Source organism: Brasilonema angustatum (genome assembly GCF_059505445.1).
The window spans coordinates 21,849-41,429 of record NZ_JCACKO010000018.1; the positions used below are offsets into that span (position 1 = coordinate 21,849).

Consider the following 19,581-nt stretch of genomic DNA (forward strand, 5'->3'; position numbering starts at 1 on the left):
ATACATTTTTGGCAAATAAAAATTAACCAAGATGTGCAATTGCTAATAGGGATAATTGTGTTATCTTTTTTCCACTCGATTACCTCCAGTTTGAGAGTAAAGAGTAAGATCCAGCTTGGACTGTTTGGCTTTAGCAGCCTTTAATATTAGGTCAGCAATCTACCATACTATGAGTGAAAATACATATGACAACCTCAATAATACCAACATTACAGAGTAACTATACAGTGAAGCAGCAGCAACAAGATAATCTCTCTCAATACTGCAGACTTCAATGGCGTCGGGGTCAGTTGCTGGTCATCCCTCCAGGAGGGATAACACAACCCTATATGCCTTCACTGCATAGAAAAGAATCGTTAGTGGAGTGTCTGAAGCGTTCTCCTGCAAATTTGGTACGCATAGATCCAATACTTGGTGAAACAAGGTTAAGATTTTGGGCAGATGCGTGCGCTCAAGCCAACAAACCCATATTCCTGCGCATACCCTCGATTGATAAACAGCCGAAACCACTAGACTCAACATTGTGGTGGTTGAAGCGTTTTACCGACTGGGTCACTGCGTTGATTTTTCTGCTTGCTGTAAGTCCAATCATGTTGGGATTGGTTTTGTTCATGCGCATTTCCTCCCCAGAACCGAGACTACTTTTTTCTTGCCAATGGCATGTTGGAGAACGAGGAAAACTCTTCAAGGTTTTCAAGTTTCGCACAACTACAGCCAGCAAAAGAGCAATTGGGGATATGGCGATCGCATATCAAGATGATTTGTGCGATTCTGAAGATAGTCAAAATTCGACTAAACTGGGACGATGGATGCGTAAGTACGGACTAGACCATCTGCCACAGTTATTGAATGTACTACGTGGTGAAATGAGTTTGACTGGACCACGTTGCCGCACTTTGGAAGATGCAGTACGGCTCACTCCAGAAGCACAACGACAGCTCAACAGATTACCAGGAATGATGAGGTCATGGGAGGTTGAAGCAAAGTCAAATCTGTTACATCTGGATAGCTCAACTCTGTGATTTGTGATTCGTTACCTCATGGCTTGAACACCCTTGAGGTATAAATATTGGTTCCACCCTTGGAAAGTGACTTTCGCTCTATTTCTGATGACAAAACAACTACTGGAACTTACAGTAGTAAGTAAAATTGCCGCACGTCAGTCAACGCGTTGCGGCTTTTTGTAAGATTATAGTATTTAGAGCGCTTTATCTTCCCTGCAAAACTACGGTTGAATCTCACTCATGCATGTCAAAGTATCCAAACCAGTCCAAAATTTACTTAAGAATTTAGTCAAGACTACTAAGTTCTGGCAGGACAACTACCTTATACTGCGAGAATTTAAACACTTTCCCAAAATTACCGTTATTGCACTGTCCTTTTCATTTATAGCGGCAATTTTTGAGGGCTTTAATGTTACTCTTTTAGCTGCCTTTCTACAAAATTTAACGACTCCCAACGTCCCGTTTCAGACAAAATTTGAGTTGTTGAATACTTTGTTAGGATCAGACGATCCATCACCTCTCAATCGTCTGTATCGCGTTTCGTTATTGCTTTTTTTGAGCGCTTGGATACGTTCAGGGTTAAATTACTTAGCACTGCTTTACACTGAAATAACTCAGCTTACTTTAGTGGATAGGCTCCGCAAACAAATATTTGAAAAACTACAGTCTGTAAAAATTGATTATTTTAATACTACTAAATCTGGTGAACTGATAAATACTATAACAACCGAGCTAGAAAAACTCAAACAAGCTTTTGGTGATGCAGCATTCTTGTTTTCAAGAACATTAAATGCTGCAGTTTACCTAATATCAATGTTCTGGATATCTTGGCAGTTATCTATGATTTCATTGATGCTTTTCAGTTTGCTAGCAGTGGGCTTGTCTACATTGAATCGTCGCGTGCGGGAGGCAAGTTTTGATGTAACGAAAGCTAACAATAAATTTACTTCTATCGCCATAGAATTTATAAATGGAATTCGTACCGTTCACGCGTTTTCTACGGAAGACTTTGAGCGTAAACGTTATTATAATGCCAGCTTGAATTTGGTCAATCATTCAAAGAAAATTGCCTCGGTATGGATGATAGTCAAGCCACTTGCAGAGGCGTTGGCGACCACAATACTTGTGGCAATGATTGTCCTGGCATTTACAGTTTTTGTCACTAAAGGTTTACTACAAACAGCTTTTCTATTGACGTTTTTCTTCGTTCTCTTCCGCCTGGTACCAATCATTCAAGATATTAATGGTGTCGCGACGCATATCAGTACAATGTACGGCTCGTCGGAAGTCGTGAAAAAACTTTTAGAGATTGATGAGCGACAGTATTTCCACAATGGACATATCGAATTTCCTGGCTTAAAACGTTCAATAGAGTTTGTGTCTGTTGATTTTGGCTACGACTCCGAAAGTTTGGTGCTTAGTAACATTAGGCTGATGATTGAACGAGGCAGGATGACTGCACTAGTGGGTGCTTCCGGCGCTGGTAAAACAACATTGGCAGATTTGATTCCGCGATTTTACGATCCAACGCGGGGTCATGTTTTTATTGATGGCGTTGATTTACGGGATCTTGAAATCAAGTCGCTGCGCCGAAAAATTGCTGTGGTCAGCCAAGACACCTTTATTTTCAACACTTCTGTCCTTAACAATATTGCCTATGGATCGGAAGGAGCAACAGATGAGGAAGTTTACAAAGCGGCTCAACTAGCAAATGCTTTGGAATTTATCCAAGAAATGCCTGAAGGTTTCAACACTCAACTTGGAGATAGAGGTGTGAGGCTTTCTGGCGGTCAGCGTCAGCGAATTGCAATTGCTCGCGCTTTGCTGCGGAATCCAGAAATTCTGATTTTGGATGAAGCAACAAGTGCTCTCGATACTGTGTCGGAAAAGTTGATTCAAGAGTCTATAGAAAAGCTTTCTGTAGGACGAACGGTGATTGTGATTGCTCACCGCTTATCGACAATAGTCCGGGCAGATAAAGTTGTTGTACTAGAACAGGGACAGGTTGTAGAACAGGGCGGATATCAAGAGTTGCTTGAACAAAAAGGTAAGCTTTGGAAATATCACCAAATGCAGCATCAACTAAATTAACGATTAATAGCAATATCTAATAAAGCCCAAACCTAAACGAAACTATGAAAAGTATGGCTTGAGAAAATTACCTTAGATAGTGAGTCCTATGAAAGTTATTTTCACATGCAATACTCAATGAGATATTGGTATAGCAGTCCTGTTTCATTTGTGAAAATAAAGTACACTTGTACATCCTTCTTTCCTGTTAAGCGTTGCCTGCCTCAACGAGTAATTTCACAACTCCTACAGGGATTGCTATAGAAGGTGGCGTCAATGGATTTATAGTACCACCTAGAGACGAAACAGCTATTGCTGAAAAATTATATTTTTTAGCTGTTAACGAATCGATGCACTAAGCAAAAAATGGGTAAAGCAGCTAAAAAGATTGCAAGAACGAATAGTCAGCTACTCTAGAAACAGCCACTAGAACAAATATGGAGAAATTAAGAGTTAGCAAAAAAATTATCAATTATTTGTGGTTAAAAATAAACATGTGCGAATTTAAAACTAAAATGGAGGAGCAATGCCCGACCTAATAACAGATGCACAAGAGGGAGCAGAAAAATTGAACCAACCTGAGTATGATGATAATTTGATATATCACTGCTCTAGTTTCAGAGTTCATGGAAACGGAGGGGCAGAAACTTATTTAACTTCTCTGATTCAATCTCCCCAATCTGGTGTGAGTGACTTTGTTATTAAATCTCTCAAAGAACTTAACCAGAGTCGGTTTAAATTGCTGCACATTCACAGTCCAGATTTACTAGAGCAAGTCAAAGGAGAATGTCCCACTGTCTTCACCGTTCACAATCACTCATTGTACTGTGCTAGTGGTACAAAATATTTAGCAGCACAAGATGTCATTTGCGATCGCAATTTCTCTTATTTAGGATGCCTCTGGGGCAAGATAATAGATGGCTGTGGAAGCCGCAAACCCGCAAGAGTGATTCAGGAATTACAAAGTACTCATCACCTCAACAATTTTATCAGAAATCTGAAAGTTACTTTTCTGGCAAATAGCGACTATGTTCGCAAACAGTTGATTAAAAATGGCTTACCACCTCAACAAACTGTAACACTACGCTGTGGGATCTCCGTACCGCAAATAGCGACTGCGCCTCTAAGTTTAGAAACATACAAAATAGGGCGGATTTTATTTGTAGGGCGAATAGTTCCTGATAAAGGACTAGAATGGCTGCTCAAAACCTTAGTACACACAGATTCGCAAATTCATCTTGATATTGCAGGTGAAGGTTGGGAACGACCACGGTTGGAAAAGTTAGCTCAAAAACTAGGGTTAAACAACCGTATCACTTGGCATGGCTGGTGTGATAGTAACAAATTAAATCAACTTTACGAACAGTGTTTTGCTGTTATCTTCCCCAGTGTTTGGCCTGAACCAGCTGGTCTTGTCACTCTGGAAGCTTATGCTCATTACCGACCTGTCATTGCCAGCGCAGTCGGAGGTATTCCAGAATATTTACAAGATGGAGAAACAGGTGTTCTTGTACCAGCTAATAATATTAAGATGCTGGCACAAGCGATAACTCATTTATCTTCTGATTATCAGAAATGCCGACAGATGGGCGAACAAGGTCATGCTTTGCTCATGCAAGAATTTACAATGGATGTCCACGTCAAATATTTACAGAAAATTTATGAAAACACAATATCAGAGTTTGTCAGTCAAAAAAATTAATTAGATAATATATGAAAGCTAAATAGGCTGCCTTAATGCAAAATCAAGATATAAAGTACTAATTTTATAGTAACATGGAAGGATTTTTAGAAAATGTTACAGGTGAATAGCTCCCAAGAGCCTTTAGTAAGCGTTATTATTCCAACTTATGATAGACCAAAGTATCTCATCCAAGCAATAGAGAGCGCGGTTAAACAAACATATCGAAATCTTGAAATTATTGTTTCAGATAATTGCAGTCCAGAAAGCCCCAAATCATTAGTTGAATCTTTCGGTGACTCACGCATCCGATTTTTCAGACAACCAGACAATGTTGGTATGTTTGCCAATCAGATGAATGCCTTCAAGATGGCGCAAGGCAAATACGTTGCCAGTCTGCATGATGATGATATGTGGAATAAGGACTTTCTGGAAAAACTGGTTCCAGCCTTGGAAGAAAACCCAGATGTGATCCTTGCTTTCTGTGACCAATATATCATAGATGCACAGGGCAGAATTGATGATATTGGTACTGAGGAAAATTCCAAAGCATACAAACGAACTATTTTAAAAAAAGGAGTTCATCAACCTTTTTTTGAAATTGCAGTCATAGATAAGTCTGTACCAACAGCCGGAGCTTGTGTGATTCGCAAAGAATTTGTTGACTGGGATAAGATTCCACAGGAAGTAGGCGGTATGTGGGATTTATATTTATCATATTTATGTTCTCGTTCGGACCATGGAGCATACTATTATCCAGAAAAATTGACACGGTATCGCGCCCATGAACAAACAGATACAACTCTCAGTGGTAGTGTGGATGCTCAGGCAAAAATTCGCAAAGGAACAGCAGAAATATTTTGCTACGAGCAATTTATGAAAGATGAAATACTCAAGAAATACAAACTGTATTTTAAGCAAAAATGGTTAGAATCTCATACAACTTTAGCTATAGGTTTGCTGCGCTCTGAAGAGACAACCCAAGCACGTCCTTATCTTTGGCGGGCGCTTTCTGAACAAAAGTTTAATTTAAGAACTATAGCAGCATTGACTTTGAGTTTCATTCCACGACCAATAGCAAATCAATTTAAAAGCCTCAAGGCAACTAAAAATAGAATTTTTAAGTCAGAAATATTAAGTCAAAAATGAACAGAGAAGGAAGGTGGTGTGTGAAACTATGTATTGTGACTCACAAACTAAAAAAGGGTGATGGACAGGGACGAGTAAATTATGAGGTTGCAAAAGAAGCCATTCGTCGGGGTCATCACCTGACCTTATTGGCAAGTGAAATAGCACCAGAATTACAACAAAGTAGCCAAGTCAACTGGATTCCTATTTCAGTCAACGGGTTGCCAACTGAATTTATTCGTAATTTCATATTCTCTCAAAAAAGTGCAGATTGGTTGCGCAAACACCGCCCCCAAGTCGATTTGGTGAAAGTGAACGGAGCTATAACATCATCAGCATCTGATGTGAATGCTGTACACTTTGTCCACAGTTCTTGGCTGCGATCGCCTGTACATATTTCCCGTCTCCGCCAAGATTTGTACGGTTTGTACCAAAAGCTGTATACAGCATTCAATGCCCGTTGGGAAAAACAGGCTTTCCAAAAAGCAAAGATTGTGGTGGCGGTATCCGAAAAAGTAGCCCAAGAATTGGAAAGTATTGGTGTACCTCGTTCTCGAATTCGGGTGATTGTCAATGGAGTCGATTTAGAAGAGTTTTCTCCTGGTACGGTATCTCGTCAAACACTCGGTTTGCCGGAAAACGTCACTTTAGCGCTGTTTGCAGGGGACATTCGCACACCCAGGAAAAACTTAGATACTGTACTGCGTGCCTTGGTGAAAGTACCAAATTTACATCTTGCAGTTGTGGGAAGTCCTGAAGGTAGCCCCTTCCCAGAAATGGCAGAATCCTTAGGGTTGAATGAACGAGTGCATTTTTTGGGATATCGGCGTGATATACCCCAGATAATGCGTGCTGTAGATTTATTCGTGTTTCCTTCGCGTTACGAAGCATGTACCCTAGTTTTATTAGAAGCCCTCGCTTGTGGACTTCCCGTTATTACCGCAACGGCAACAGGAGGTGCAGAATTAGTCACACCAGAATGCGGGGTTGTCTTGTCTGACTCCGACGACGTTGAGGCTTTGGCAGAGGTATTGTTGTCTTTGGTGGGCGATACGCCTTCTGGCGTCTGCGCGGAGCGCAATCGCAACAGAATGCAGCAGATGGGTCAAGCTGCACGCACTGTCGCAGAACAGCACAGCTGGGCTACTATGGCAAAAACTTATGTGGATCTGTTTGAGGAGTTAAGCAAGAATGAGGAACACGGTTCTCATACCGACTTATCGCCGTCCTCAAGACCTATTACGCTGCCTTCAGGCGTTAGTTGAGCAAACTAAACCACCTTTTCAGGTGATAGTGGTTGTACGGGATATAGATACTGATACTTGGCAATTTCTAGAAGGATTCAAAGAAACTACACTGCCACTGGATATTGTAAAAGTTACAGTTGGGGGAGTGGTCGCAGCTCTTAATGCCGGACTGGAAGCGGTTAAAGGAGATACGGTTTCAATTACTGATGATGATGCAGCACCTCGCCCTGATTGGTTAGAACGCATCAGTGCTCATTTCACCTCAGACAGTCGCATCGGTGGAGTCGGCGGACGCGATTGGATACACGAAGGTGAAAAGCTGTTAGATGACTCGTGCGAAGTCGTAGGTCAACTACAGTGGTTTGGGCGAGTCATTGGTAATCATCACTTGGGAATGGGAGAACCCCGCGAAGTCGATGTCCTCAAGGGTGTTAACATGAGTTTTCGTACCAGCGCGATCGCCGGATTGCGCTTTGATCAGCGGATGCGAGGTACGGGAGCACAGGTACACTTTGAAATGGCATTTACCCTAGCCTTAAAGCGGGCGGGTTGGAAGATGATTTATGATCCCGCTGTAGCCGTTGACCATTATCCAGCACAACGTTTTGATGAAGACCAGCGCAATAGTTTTAATGAAATAGCTTGGATAAATCTAGTTCATAATGAAACGCTTGTGTTACTTGAGCATCTGCCACCTACACGCCGTGCAGTGTTTTTACTTTGGGCTATATTAGTGGGAACACGAGATAGTTTGGGTTTTGTCCAATGGCTTAGGCTTTTGCCGAAGGGCGGCAAACTGGCAGCGCAAAAATGGCTAGCTTCCATTCGTGGACGTTGGCAGGGATGGCAAACCTGGCAAAAGCACCACAGTTTTTTAATAAATAACTAACTGTTGTAGTAGATAGCTAAAAAACCTTATTCTCGTGAACAGCACTGCCTAATCATGACCTTAGAAATAGGGCATAGCTTACTCTACGAAATCTTTAACTTGGAGAAACCAAGTGAATTCTAAACAGCCACATTTTCATCCTTTATTTAAACAGCATTATTTCCCTGACGAGCGTTCATTCGTGAGCTGGATAGTCATTTCCGGCTTCGTGTTGCTGAATGTCGCCTTTTATTTTGCGGGTGCAGCCAAGCTCCGCCTGATATTCCCCGTATCATCTTTTGTTGTAGCTATATTCTTATACTTACGGCATCCCATTCTCTACTTGGGCTTTACCTGGTGGATGTGGTTTCTATCAGCATTGATTGCTCGCTTGGTTGATTTTCGTGCTGGTTGGGATCCAACACGTCAGATCCTCATAGCGCCCTATTTAGTCACATTTGTAACATTAGCGACGACCTTAAAATACCTTCCCAGTGCTTCTCGTCAAGGAGGTTTACCTTTTGTTTTTGCTCTTGTAGGTGTGTTTTATGGCTTTCTTGTAGGACTCGTTTACAACTCACCGATCGCCATAGCACGAAGTCTTCTAGATTGGTTATCTCCTGTGATTTTTGGATTCCATTTATTCATGTGCTGGCGCGATTATCCCAGCTATCGTCAGAACCTTCAACGCACATTCTTTTGGTGCGTGTTTCTGACAGGAATATACGGTGTGTATCAATTCGCGGTAGCACCTGAGTGGGACAAATACTGGCTCATACAATCAAAAATGAATACCAGTTCTGGAAACCCAGCACCCTTCCAGATGCGAGTGTGGAGCACAATGCACTCAGTCGGTCCCTATGCAGCTGTGATGCAAGCAGGGTTGTTGTTATTGTTTAGTGGTAGCTCGTCAGGACCTTTAAACTTTCCCGCTTCTGCATTCGGCTACTTATCATTCCTACTAACTCAGGCACGTACTAACTGGGGGGGGTGGTTAATGGGGCTGGTTATGATTTTTGGTTCTGTCAAAGCGCAAACTCAAATGCGGTTGATTGCTATCATTTTGGCAATGGGATTGTGTGTCGTCCCATTAGCAACCATAGAACCATTTTCTAGTGTTGTTGGCAGTCGTTTTAATAGTTTTTCTAATCTTGAAAACGATGGTAGCTTGAAAGATAGATCCGGGAGCTATGACAGAAACCTGAGTGTTGCCTTGTCTAATGTCTTCGGCAATGGATTTGGAAATACCTGGAAACTTAATGAAAAAACAGGTCAACTAGAAGTATTTGTTATTGATAGTGGCGTTTTAGATATGTTCTTCACGCTGGGCTGGTTGGGAGCCATTCCTTATATCAGTGGACTTATAATGGTTATCACTACTGTATTTAAATATACTGAATCTCGTTTCGATAGTTTTGTCAGTGCTTCTCGTGCAATTGGTGTAAGTGCCTGTGCTCAGCTTGTTATTGGTAGCGGAATGCTAAGTGTGGCAGGCATGATTCTTTGGGGATTTTTTGGTATTAGCATGGCAGCACATAAATACTATCAGCATCAAGAAATAAGTGCATCCAGGTATCAGCAGCATCCAGAAATAATTGTATCTCAACAAAGGTCTACGATATGAAAGTAATTATAATTATGCCCCTAGCAGAACAACGTGGGGGTGGTGAAATGATGCTTTGGGATTTGATGCAGCAAGGACGCAACGCAGGAGTCGAATGGCTGGTCATATTCCTTGAAGATGGTCCGATGGTTGAGCAGTTTCAGAAATTGGGTATTGATGCACGAGTTATGCGGGGTGGTCGCGTGCGCGAAGTACATCGTTGGCTGACAAGTGCGATCGCCATAGCTTCCATTGCTCGACGCGAACGTGCAAATGTCATCATCAGTTGGATGTGGTTATCCCACCTTACTGGAGGACTAGCAGCGTTTTTGGCGGGCATACCTGCACTGTGGTATCAACTGGAACTTGCAAATAATAAAGACTTCCTCAAACGTTTAGTTAATCTCGTCCCAGCTCGTGGTGTCCTCACACTCAGCAAAGAAATTCAAGAAACCCAATCCCAAATTATACCAAAGCGACCTGTTTACTTAGTCACCCCTGGCGTAGCACTAGACCGCTTTAATCCTTCTGATTTGCCTTCTCCTAGTGAAGCACGTTCCAAGCTAGGTTTACCATTACATGGTCCTTTAATTGGCATTGTTGGACGAATGCAGCGTTGGAAGGGAATACACGTTCTTGTCGAGGCAATGCCTAAAGTGTTGCAGAAGTATCCCAACGCCCATTGTGTCGTCGTTGGGGGTAAGCATGATTTGGAGCCGGATTATGAGGACTTTTTGCACGAGAAAATAGCAACTTTGGCTCTTGAGGAGAAGGTACTCCTGGCTGGACTACAGCGCAACATTCCAGAGTGGGTGCAAGCAATGGATGTTTTTGTTCATGCTTCAGATAACGAGCCGTTTGGTATTGTGATTATTGAGGCGATGGCATTAGGTAAACCGGTTATTGCTGGCAATGCTGGGGGACCAACAGAAATCATCACAAACGGGGTAAACGGGTTGCTCACACCCTATGGAGATCCAAACGCACTGGCAGATGCAATTCTTCGGTACCTTAACGACCAAGAATTTGCTTGCACTGCTGCACAAGCAGCACGGCAACGCGCCCTTGATTTCTCCACGCAGCATTACGCTCAAAACTTTATTAATACCCTCCGTTCTGCTGTATGAAAGCAGGGAGTACCCGAGCAAGGAGGGAGGATTTTACAATTTTCGCACAGATGTTCCAAACAATAACTAATTAAATGGACTTGATGTAATTCTCCATAAACATGGGCTTAATATTTTGCAATGTTCTTGGCTGGAAAGCTTATTGGGCACAACTATAATTATTGTCAACTATTAAGCTCAAGTTTACGGAGAATTGATGTTAGACTGAATCATTATCAATGTCAACAACTTGATATCAAACTACACTCATTGCACTATAGTTGGTTAATAATTCACGATATGTAGCCAGTGTTTCCTCATTAACTCGCGCAGCACTAAACCGTTCTAAGTTTAATTTTGCTTGGCATTTCCACTGGTCTAATTCACAAGGATTATTGAGTAATTTCGTCAAAGTCTGTGCCAATGCATGACTATCTTTAGGTGGCACCAGAAGACCAGCCTCTGCATTATCTAATGTCTCAGGAATACCGTCTACATCACTGGCAACAATGGCGCACCCTGCTTCCCGCGCTTCTGTCAAAACTAAACCGAAAGATTCGCAGTATGAAGCAAGCACGAAAATGTCACTTGCCAGCATATACCGTTGCGGCTCTGGCTGGAAACCTTCAAAATGAATGCGATCACCAACAGGTGTACTTTGCGCCTTTGCTTCAAATATTGCGCGATCTGGGCCATCTCCTACCAAATACAGATGAGCATCAGGAAATTCAGTAGCAATTTCTACAAATGCATCAATTAACTCACCAATTCCTTTGCGTTTATACATCCCTGCCACAGTGGTAATAGCAGGACGGTGTAACGGTAAGGCTTGGTATTCTGTAATGTTGGGATGCCGAGGACTACCCAATGTGCCGTTGGACACTACTCTTAATTTGTGCTTCGGTATACCACGCTTTACCATTGAATCCGCTACTGCACTACTGACAGCAATGACACGATCAGCTAATCCCATCAGTATTGCGCTTCGCTGAAACTCATTATGTACTGTGGACACTAAACCATAGGAGGATATTTTAAAAAGTGCACCGAGCACAACTCCTGTCATCATATGGGCATGGACGATATTTGGTTGAAACGCTTGTATAATATCCCAGTAAAGCCATGCTGCTTTCGCAAGATTGAGCGGCGTCCTCGACTGATTTAGTTGAAAGTGCTTAACATTATAACGTTCCAGTAATGTTTCATATTCTCCTCCAGCAGATGCCACAGCGACATCGTAACCAAGTTTGGCTTGCAAACAGGCTAAGTCTATGGCAACATTAACGATACCGTTGCCTATTCTTTGGACGTGGTTTGTAATATGTAGTATACGCATTTCTGCCATCTCCACAGTGGTTGCTTGTTATACATAATTCCCTGCTATTTAGAATTATATAAAATTAACATTATGTAAACACGTAGACTCAACGTAATTTATACTACCTTACATCAGGTTTAAAAAAAATTTCATAAGACCCCAAAAATCGTTTGACAAAGCCACGAGGTAAGCCTTCAAGTTGAGAACAGTAAGAGGCGATCGCCCTGTTTTTTTTGTCTTGAACTGATTCTATTGAAAGTCGGTAAGCAACCGCGATATCTTGCACCTTAAGCATAATAAATAGGGGTGCTCTCCAGAGTAACCAGATAGGATATTGTAGGAGTTCTACTTTGATTCCTACTTGAGCAATTGCTTCTTTAACAAGTTCATATGTCGCCTCATGATCTTTATGACAATCTTTTCTATGAGGAACATAAATTTCTTCTGGTTGAGAACATTTTATCAGTTCAGCTAACTGCTGAATTGTTTCTTCCCGTTGCTCTTTTTGTAAATCTTGCAAAGTCCCATCTGGCTTTTCCAAAAAGTGAATTTTTGAGGTCTCTACTCCCAAAATTTCTAAAGCTTTTATCGCCTCTTCCTTGCGAATTTGGATAATTTTTTCTTTGATTTGAGAATCAGGACCATGGGAACCCTGTCCATCGGTTAGAAAAGCCACAGTTACTGGTATCCCATGTTCTCGTTTCAGGGCTATCATACCTCCACAACCGAAGGTTTCATCATCTTGATGAGGAGAAAACACCATCGCGGATTTGTTATTAAACGCTGTAGGCTCACTTCCTCTTAGTAAAATCCACCTAAACAGTATTTGAGAGTGAATATCTTGCAGTAGATAAAGCAAGTTATTTGGAATTAATTTTTGTACGACTTTAAGAATCTGTTTTATCTTCATAACAAAATATAGAATTGCTTGATTTTTATTGATTGTTCAAACATGCTTTGTTGCTATTATCTCTTATGTTTGACTTTTCTTATTCAAGATATTTTCATTTTTGATGAAAACAGTATAAAATTTTGCAAAATATTGTTAAATTAGATACAAAAACAGAATTTTCTGACTACTAAATACGCTCAATTTTAAGCAGAACATTTTTTGCCATGCAACTATAGTCTCATGACTTAACGTTAAAAAAATACAAGGAAAGAAAAAACAGGCTTTGCCTGTGATAATTGCTTCGTTATTCATTCCCAAACTAAGTTTGGGAAGAAGTGTAAAAAACTATCATAAACTTATCGCGGTAACTGATACATAATTACCTTTCCTTTCCAATCTTCCTCAACAAACACCAGATACTCTCCATTGGATCGGCGAAAAGCACGGATACCATAAGGTATGTCAATCCAGCCACTTTCACCAGCTACTTCTGGGCCTGGTTTGAACTTTTGTACTTGTTCTCCTGTCGCTGCTTTGTAAACGTATACCTCTGATGTTCTCCCTGTTACAGCAAATACATAATCTCCGGCGACACTCATCGCTTCTGTCATCACTTCACGCTTTCCAGTTGTGTCATAAGGAATCACAGTTCGCCATCGGGGAGTGCGGTTTCCTTTATTCCAGTTGTCATAACGTATAATTTCAGAGCCAACGACTCCAGAATCATCTCCAATCGGAGGGTGCTCTTTAGTAAAGCCTGATACATACATGGTGTCTGTATTGGGAAAATACTCAATCCGTCGCAAATCTGTAATTGGACTGGGAGTTTTGTCCTTTTTCATGGAACTGTAAGAGTAGATTGGGTTACCCTTTTTATCTAGCCCTTGTAAAGGATAATGCCGGATACCTTCTTGAGTTCGCAAAGTTCTCCATAAGTCACCTTTGCTATCTACCCACGATCCCCCACCATAGGGATAATCTTTATCTCTAATATCATATTCACCCTGATCAAAAGCACCATTGCCGTTGCTATCCCGCCAAATCCAATCTTTTTCTTGCTGCGGTTGATTGGGTGGCCAACTGTTAACTGGTTTACCATCTTTTACGGCTGTACCAAAAAACATTGCAGATGGGATCGCAATTTTACCGTCTGTGGTTGGATTGAAACGATAAATTTGCATAAAGCTGTCATACATATCTATGAGATACATAAAGGGTTTCCCCTGGATGCGGCGGAAGAAAACTGAAGTCGGCGATGTATGGAGCCGTGGATCTTGGGGGTACTTAAAAGGATTTAAGGTGTAAGCCTTGTAACTCCATTGCTTACCGGATGGTTTTTTATAGTCCATCTGGAAGTATTCATGCTTGGTGTATACCTCTACACCATCACTTTGAGGGTCTGTATCTGCATTATCCACAAAGTGCAAACCCAGTAACCGCCATTGTAACTTTCCTGACGGCGAAAATTTTCTTAAGTCGGTTCCTGAATTATTGAAACCATTACTATTTACGTAGATATTACCTGTTGCATCTGTACCCACCCCACTAATCCCGTAAAATTTTACATTTGCAACCTCACCAGGAACACCAGCATAAACGCCCCCCTCGACTCCGAAAGTTCCTACTTTTGCTGGCTTACCTGTAATTTTATAAATCAATATTTGCTGACGAGGTCCATTTTCTGCTACCAAAAGTCTGCCTTGATTGTCGAGTGCGATCGCACTTGGATCAGCAACATCAGCAATAACCTCAGGCAAACGCTTTCCTTTGCTTGAATAATGTAAAATCTGAGCAGGAGTACTGCCATTCTTGCTTTGTATAATCCACAGATTTCCCTGCTTATCAACTGTCATCTGTTTTGGACTAGCAACAGAAAAATTGCGGACTTCCGTCATTGTGTCAGTGTTGTAAACACTAATGCGGTTTGCCTCAGCAATACCGACATATAACTCTTTCCCTACAATTGCTAATCCTGTCACTGGGCTTTTTGTACTGACAATCACCATACTCTTATCATAGCCACGCCCTCCAGCAAAACCCGCAGGCTTTCCAGACAAAGTATAGCGTCTGACACAGTACCAAGCTGTTTTTTCTGGTGGGTAATCTTCTGATGTCTTGCCCATTGATCCCTGCACCATAGCAAGGTAAATATATTTATCATTAATTGTTATGGCTTTGCCGCCTACACGACTTTGACCATGAAGCTGAAAGTCAGGACCTATAACATCACCATCCTTATATATTCCTGCTTCTCTTGCAGCTTCGTCCCAAGTGCTATTAGTGTAAACCGTGCCATCAGAACCGACATACATTCCCTCTACATAATTTTGCACCCATTTCTTACCACCACCATAGGTATTACCTATCCAAGATGTTGTGTAGGGTTTTGTGGCAGGTATAACTGCGGTTGTAAAGTATAATGTAATACTAAATGCAGTTATGAGACATAGAAAAAACTTGAAAAATTGTTTCAATTGCAAATAACTACTATTTCGTTGCCTACGATATAGTCCACCCAGATGTGAAATGAATTGATTTTTCATAAAGTAACAAAATGCTTGATGACTTCTCAAATATCATTTAGTATCGTTTTACAATGAAGCTGCGTAGAATAGAAAATCATTGCATCATAATTACCTTTACAGCGGTTTTCTGTCATTATCTATATTTAAGAGTGTTCCACGTATGGTTTTACAAAAACTTTATCAGAATCACACTATTTTTTTAATTTTCAACTTGTTTAGGGACAATACATGTTTTCAATTAGACTTGGAATATCCACAAAAAATATTAAGTAAAAAACAAGACGTATAATATTCAACTGTTTATCTCCCTAAACAAGTATGGATGATTAAGTAGCTATCATCAACTACCTACACTCCTGATGATGAAAAATTTTCTCCTCTCTCCCTGCTCCCTTGCTTTTTCAAGTCAGTCATTCATGGGCGATCGCGCCCACAAGCAAGCATGAAAATCTATTTTCATGCTTGCTAATCACGGGAAAATCTCACGAACCTTACATGAAAATATATTTCCCCTACACCCCTATACCCTTATACCCTTACACCCCTTTTTCAAACTAGGTGGGCAGGAAAATTTATCCTTAAGACAAGGCAGAGGGAAAAAGGTAGCTATGCTAAAGCGAAGGGAGTTTTAGCCAATTTGACTTTTAGTTACATGCTTGGTGTTTATTTGCGCCTTTCTAGTTACTCATTCATAATTGAGGCAAACTTCAACCATCTGTCACACTTAAAAGTCAATGGTGTCAAGAAGTTTTTCAAGGCAACCTAAATAGCAGGGATTTTCCTGATGCTATTTCAAAAAAACGTTTATTATCGTTAATCCTAGAACTTATAAACTTTTATTGCAAGATGGATACTTAGTAATGAAAACTTGGAATCAAGAACGAACTTCGTCCCCGACGCTCAAATTTACCTTCATCAGCCAAGACTAACGCTACTCATTAATGCACACTGCCTTCTGTTGAGTTTCATCTTCAGTGCGATAAGCCCGCTTGCTGACTTCTTATGCGTATCGCCAATGCTAAGGCTCCGCGCATGAGCATCTCCTGTTGTTTTCACCTTAAGTTTATCCTTATTTGTTAGGATTCACTATACTAACTTAAATTCTACGTTATAACCCAACAATCGTATGAACTGTTTTGCTCTATAAAGAGATGAGAGAAATGAAATAAATTTCTATTAATTATGTAAAATTCGGATTCTATATCCACCAAGAGAATATATTTATTGTCAGCATGAGTCAGCATACTGAATGAACCCAAAAAAAGGCATTAGTCACGAAAACAGTACCAGATCTAAGCACAGCACTTAAGCGGCGTATGCTGGGGGATTTGCCCCGTCAATAACGCCTATGCCTGCCTTCGTCTGACGACGAACAGTGCTCAGACGTAGATCGACGCTTACCCAAGCGATGGAATTAATACTGTCGGTAGTTGACAACTGAAAAATGTTAAGTAACAAGTAGACACACGCACAACCCGTACTTGGAGAAACATAAGTGGAAGATAATACAAAAAATGCTTTAGAATCTAAGTCTATTCTGTGCATAGGACTAGGCTGGTTTCCTAAAACCCCAGGGGGATTGGAACGATATATCTATGAACTGACTCACAAACTAGCAGCAAATCAAGACAAAGTTGAATTATGTGGAGTAGGTTTACCAGAAGCTGAACCAAACTTGCCGATAAAATTGACTAATTTGGCCTCACCAAGTAGTCCTATTTGGAAACGATTGTGGTGTATTCGCAATAATTTTCAGAAAACAAGAACTGAAAAACCAGATGTCATTAACTTACATTTTGCACTATATAGTTTCCCGATTTTGGATCTTTTGCCAAAAGGTGTGCCTGTTACCTTTAACTTTCATGGTCCTTGGGCTTTTGAGAGTCAAGAAGAAGTGGAACAGAGGAAACTAAGTATTCTTATCAAAGCTAAGTTGATAGAACAAAGAACATATAACCACTGCGATCGCTTTATTGTTCTTAGCAAAGCATTCGGGAATATATTACACAAAGAGTATCACGTTCCTTGGAACAAAATTCATGTCATCCCTGGGGGAGTTGATATTACTCAGTTTCAACCTAATTTATCACCTCAAGAGGCTCGATCAAAACTAGACTGGCCGCAAGATCGCCCAATTTTATTCACCGCCCGCCGCTTGGTGAATCGAGTAGGGCTTGATAAATTGTTGGAAGCCTTGGCTATTATTAAGCCGAGGATTTCAGATGTTATGCTGGCGATCGCAGGACGTGGACCACTACAAGCAACACTACAACAGCAGGCTACTGAATTAGGATTGAGCAATCATGTGAAATTTTTAGGGTTCATGCCTGACGAACTCTTACCTGTTGCTTACCAAGCAGCTGACTTGAGCATCATGCCCAGTCAGTCTTTTGAAGGATTTGGATTGGCAGTAGTAGAATCTTTAGCCTGCGGTACTCCTGTTGTGTGTACTCCGGTTGGAGGAATGCCAGAAATTTTAGAACCATTTTCACCAGATTTCATTACGTCTTCCACAGAAGTTGCAGCCATTGCAGAAAGATTAGAACAGGTGCTATTGGGAAAAGTGCCAACACCTTCACGACAAGCTTGTCGTCAGTACGCTGTCACAAACTTCAACTGGGATAAGATAGCTCAAGATGTACGGCAAGTTCTATTGGCTTAGCTGTAACACAATAAGAAGAAAAAACTAAAATCTCTTGAGGCTGCTTTGGCAACTTTTTCCTTTGCAGTCGTACCATATACAAAACCTCGTGCAAAAATCAATTTGAAGAAAATTAAACCACAGATAAACCTTGCGCTTTGTGAGGTGTAGCCATGAGCAAAGCGCGTTTGGTAAGCTTGGGCAGCAGATACACACAGATAAATTATCTGTGTTAATCTGTGGTTCTAAAGATCCATTAATCATACTTCTGCAAGAACAAGAAGTTTACTCTTAATGGCTGCTACTCACTGAAATTATTAAAGATGATATGAAAATTCTCTTCCTAGATCAAAGTGGTAAACCAGGTGGGGCTGAACTGTGTTTAATAGATATCGCCAAACCTTATAAAGATAACTCTTTAGTGGGATTATTTGCTGATGGTTCTTTTAGAAATTTACTAGAACAAAATCACATTTCGGTTCAAGTTCTCACAAATCAGGTTATACAAGTTCGTAAAGAAAGCAGTTTAGCGCAAGGATTAGGCAGTCTGGCTCAAATTCTGCCTCTGATTTCTAAAGTTGTGCAAAAAGCCAAAGAATTTGATTTAATTTACGCGAATACGCAAAAAGCCTTAGTTGTTGGCGCACTAGCAAGTTTTTTCAGCCGTCGTCCTTTGGTCTATCATTTGCATGATATTCTTTCCCCAGAGCACTTTAGCCAAACCAACCGTCGCATTGCTGTAACTTGCGCCAATCGTTTTGCATCACTCGTCATTGCCAATTCTCAAGCAAGTCAAGCAGGCTTCGTTGCAGCAGGAGGACGCTCAGATATCACTGAAGTGGTTTACAATGGCTTTGACCCAAAAAATTATCAAACCCACGAGTCCGATGTCAGTCAAATTAGACAACAACTGGGGTTAGATGGACAATTTGTTGTCGGACACTTTAGCCGTCTCGCACCTTGGAAAGGACAGCATATATTAATAGAAGCACTCGCACAATGTCCTGTTGATGTCACAGCAATCTTAGTCGGTGATGCACTGTTTGGAGAACAAGAATATGTCCAGCACTTACACCAACAGGTGACAGCGCTGGGACTAGAAAACCGAGTCAAATTTTTAGGATTTCGTTCAGATGTTCCCCTGCTGATGGCGGCTTGTGACTTAGTTGCACATACCTCAACCGCCCCAGAGCCGTTTGGTAGAGTGATTGTAGAGGCTATGCTCTGTGGAAAACCTATTGTGGCTGCAAAAGCTGGCGGTGCAGTAGAATTAGTAGAGCACGGTGTCAATGGTTTCTCAGTCACACCAGGAAAGCCTGATGAATTAGCACAAGTGATAACCACCTGTCTAAAACAACCACAGAAGATTGCGACGATCGCTCATCATGCACAAACTACAGCCAGCCAGCGTTTTGATGTCACAGCCATTAATCAGCAAATTGCCGTGCTGCTGGATAAGTTATGATCCAGATAAACCTGACAGAGCAGCTTCAAAGCA

13 protein-coding genes are annotated in these 19,581 nt (G+C 41.2%); 10 read left to right on the forward strand and 3 right to left on the reverse strand.

Annotated features, from left to right (window positions below; all coding sequences use genetic code 11):
- Positions 1–185 precede the first annotated feature (185 nt).
- The 8 genes from hepC (at position 186) to AC5JM2_RS04550 (ending at position 10,728) form a co-directional block, all read left to right on the forward strand.
- Positions 186–1,022 (forward strand): heterocyst development glycosyltransferase HepC, encoded by an 837-nt coding sequence (gene hepC, locus AC5JM2_RS04515; RefSeq protein ID WP_495833722.1) that lies wholly within the window; start codon positions 186–188, stop codon positions 1,020–1,022.
- 222 nt (positions 1,023–1,244) lie between these two features.
- Entirely contained in the window at positions 1,245–3,095 is a 1,851-nt protein-coding gene (gene hepA / locus AC5JM2_RS04520) for a heterocyst formation ABC transporter subunit HepA (RefSeq protein ID WP_495833723.1), read from the forward strand.
- Between the two features lie 505 nt (positions 3,096–3,600).
- A complete protein-coding gene (locus AC5JM2_RS04525; RefSeq protein WP_495833724.1) occupies positions 3,601–4,776 on the forward strand; it encodes a glycosyltransferase family 4 protein in 1,176 nt (391 codons plus the stop codon).
- A gap of 93 nt (positions 4,777–4,869) precedes the next feature.
- The gene (locus AC5JM2_RS04530) at positions 4,870–5,904 is read left to right on the forward strand and encodes a glycosyltransferase family 2 protein (RefSeq protein WP_495833725.1); all 1,035 of its coding nucleotides are present in this window, start codon (positions 4,870–4,872) and stop codon (positions 5,902–5,904) included.
- Positions 5,905–5,924: 20 nt separating this feature from the next.
- A complete protein-coding gene (locus tag AC5JM2_RS04535) occupies positions 5,925–7,148 on the forward strand; it encodes a glycosyltransferase family 4 protein (protein ID WP_495833726.1) in 1,224 nt (407 codons plus the stop codon).
- Positions 7,075–8,019 carry a glycosyltransferase family 2 protein gene (locus tag AC5JM2_RS04540; protein WP_495833727.1) on the forward strand — a complete coding sequence of 315 codons (945 nt, stop codon included), beginning with the start codon at positions 7,075–7,077 and terminating at the stop codon, positions 8,017–8,019. Before AC5JM2_RS04535 ends, AC5JM2_RS04540 begins: the two co-directional genes overlap by 74 nt.
- A gap of 112 nt (positions 8,020–8,131) precedes the next feature.
- Positions 8,132–9,622, forward strand: a complete 1,491-nt coding sequence (locus AC5JM2_RS04545; RefSeq protein ID WP_495833728.1) for an O-antigen ligase domain-containing protein — start codon at positions 8,132–8,134, stop codon at positions 9,620–9,622.
- A complete protein-coding gene (locus AC5JM2_RS04550; protein WP_495833729.1) occupies positions 9,619–10,728 on the forward strand; it encodes a glycosyltransferase in 1,110 nt (369 codons plus the stop codon). The genes AC5JM2_RS04545 and AC5JM2_RS04550 overlap by 4 nt, the downstream gene beginning before the upstream one ends.
- Positions 10,729–10,963: 235 nt before the next feature.
- Here the strand turns inward: AC5JM2_RS04550 and AC5JM2_RS04555 are convergent, their stop codons facing one another.
- The 3 genes from AC5JM2_RS04555 to AC5JM2_RS04565 form a co-directional block, all read right to left on the reverse strand.
- Complete coding sequence (locus AC5JM2_RS04555; protein WP_495833730.1) at positions 10,964–12,043, reverse strand: glycosyltransferase family 4 protein; 1,080 nt, start codon at positions 12,041–12,043, stop codon at positions 10,964–10,966.
- A gap of 103 nt (positions 12,044–12,146) precedes the next feature.
- Positions 12,147–12,935: a PIG-L deacetylase family protein gene (locus tag AC5JM2_RS04560; RefSeq protein ID WP_495833731.1), complete on the reverse strand. Its 789-nt coding sequence runs from the start codon at positions 12,933–12,935 to the stop codon at positions 12,147–12,149.
- A 338-nt stretch (positions 12,936–13,273) separates the two neighbouring features.
- Positions 13,274–15,460 (reverse strand): NHL repeat-containing protein, encoded by a 2,187-nt coding sequence (locus AC5JM2_RS04565; RefSeq protein WP_495833732.1) that lies wholly within the window; start codon positions 15,458–15,460, stop codon positions 13,274–13,276.
- A gap of 1,477 nt (positions 15,461–16,937) precedes the next feature.
- On the opposite strand from AC5JM2_RS04565, the gene AC5JM2_RS04570 reads away from it, so the two are divergent.
- Both AC5JM2_RS04570 and AC5JM2_RS04575 read left to right on the forward strand, forming a co-directional pair.
- Positions 16,938–18,104 (forward strand): glycosyltransferase family 4 protein, encoded by a 1,167-nt coding sequence (locus AC5JM2_RS04570; protein WP_495833733.1) that lies wholly within the window; start codon positions 16,938–16,940, stop codon positions 18,102–18,104.
- A gap of 307 nt (positions 18,105–18,411) precedes the next feature.
- Positions 18,412–19,548, forward strand: a complete 1,137-nt coding sequence (locus AC5JM2_RS04575; RefSeq protein ID WP_495833734.1) for a glycosyltransferase family 4 protein — start codon at positions 18,412–18,414, stop codon at positions 19,546–19,548.
- Positions 19,549–19,581 lie beyond the last annotated feature (33 nt).